The 1807-nt window shown below is 69.7% G+C and carries 2 protein-coding genes; one reads left to right on the top strand and one right to left on the bottom strand.

The window, feature by feature from the left end:
- Positions 1–113: 113 nt before the first annotated feature.
- On the bottom strand, positions 114–815 hold the full coding sequence (locus ACFU7Z_RS39205) for an NAD(P)-dependent oxidoreductase (protein WP_375877139.1): 702 nt from the start codon (positions 813–815) through the stop codon (positions 114–116).
- A 123-nt stretch (positions 816–938) separates the two neighbouring features.
- Between ACFU7Z_RS39205 and ACFU7Z_RS39200 the strand changes: the two genes are divergently transcribed.
- On the top strand, positions 939–1655 hold the full coding sequence (locus ACFU7Z_RS39200; RefSeq protein ID WP_380782940.1) for a TetR/AcrR family transcriptional regulator: 717 nt from the start codon (positions 939–941) through the stop codon (positions 1653–1655).
- Positions 1656–1807 lie beyond the last annotated feature (152 nt).

Genomic DNA, 1807 nt, shown 5'->3' with positions numbered 1-1807 from the left:
ATCCCACGGAGGGATCGCCCGGCACCTTTTGCCGTTCACCCGATCGGGTGCGGAGCGGCTTGCCGGAGCACGGCGAGGAGAGAGGTTCCCGGGTGGATCTCGACTACGACCTTTCAGTACCCGACCGTGAAGCGGCGCTGGACGAAGCGCGGCAGCTCCGCCTCGTCGACCAGGGCGACCGCGGCGTCCTCCACCGAGATGCGACTGCGTCCGTCCGCGTCCAGGACGGATTGGTCACCACCGGTCCGGAAACGGCCGGTACGCTCGCCGGGAGCGATGTCCTCGGCCGGGCTGAAGTAGGTCCACAGCCGATTCGAGGTTCGCAGGACGGTCAGGGCGTCCCGGTGGCCGCGCACGGCGGCCGCGTACTCCCGGGGCAGTCCGAGCGCGTCGAGGCTCTCATGGATCAGCTCGTCATGGTCGGCGCGCACCACGCCCGGTTCGACCTCCAGGCTTCCGGCACCGCCGATCACGATCAGGCGCGTCCTGGGGTGGCTCTCCAGTGCCGTCAGCAGCGCGCGGGCGGCAGTCGCGTAGACCGTGGGGTCGGCGATGGAGCGACGGACGGTGTCGGCGAAGTCCTTGGCGGCGTTGCCCGGCTGGAATCCGCTGATCAGCACGTCCAGGCCGGGCAGCACGGCCGCGATGCTCGCCGCGTCGAGGACGTCGACGTCGGCCCAGGTGATGTTCTCGCGGGTCTCCTTGATCCGTGAAGTGTCCCGACCGAAGGCCGAGACCAGGTGTCCGCGCTGAAGCGCCTCGGTGACGACCCGGCTGCCGATGCCGCCAGTGGCGCCGATGACTCCGATGTGCATGGTTCTCCCCTCAACCTGCCTGCGAATACGGCGACATGACGGGCCGTCGGTCACCGCGGCGAAAACTATACGGCGTGAAGTTTCGATACGCCAACCAATCTAGTGACACTGTAGAGTGTCCGCATGGCGGCTACCGGGACCACAGGACGACGCGAGCGGCTGCGCGCCGAGACGACGGCCGAAATCAAGAGCGTGGCATTGGCTCTGATGGCCTCAGGCGGCCCCGACGCCATCACGCTGCGGGCCATCGCCCGAGAGATGGGCATGACCGCCAACGCCATCTACGGCTACTTCGCCACCCGCGACGATCTGGTCACCACGCTCATCAACGACGTGTACACCGCGCTGGCCGACGCCGTGGACGCGGCCTGGGAGGCCGCCCCCGCCAAGGACCCGGCGGGCCGGATCCAGGCATGGGCCACCGCCTTCCGGAACTGGGCCGTCGCCAACCCCGAGGGCTTCCGCCTCGTCTACGGTGACCCGGTCCCCGGCTACCACGCCCCCGAGGGCGGCGCCGCCCCGGACGCCGCGCGCCGGGTGTGCACAGGACTCGCCGCACTCGCGGCGGCTGCCTGGCCCCACACCGAACACCTCTACCGAGACAGCACGTTCGAGTGGCCCGACTTCGACCCCGGGCTCCGCGACAAGGTGCGCGAGGCCTTCCCGGAGCTGCCCCCCGCCGCTGTCGCACTCGCCCTGCGCATCTGGGGACACCTGCACGGCCTGGTGTCACTGGAGATCTACGGCCACCTCCACACTCAGATGGCCAGCCCGGACAAGCTCTTCCGCGAGGAACTGGCCCAGCTCGTCCGAGCACTGGGCATCCCTCACCAGGGCTGAGCGGCTCCGCCGCACAGCCCGGACCGGGCTTGTCCCGCGGCCCGGTGAGGTGAGGAGGAGCGGAACACCGGTTCAGGACCTCGTGCGGGTCGGGGGCCTCACACCTGTCCGCAACCACCAACACCTGAAAGCAGTTGCGCGAGAAGTCGGCC

The sequence above is a fragment of the Kitasatospora sp. NPDC057518 genome (assembly GCF_042802075.1).
Taxonomy (GTDB): domain Bacteria; phylum Actinomycetota; class Actinomycetes; order Streptomycetales; family Streptomycetaceae; genus Kitasatospora.
This window is presented reverse-complemented; position numbering and strand designations above follow the sequence as displayed.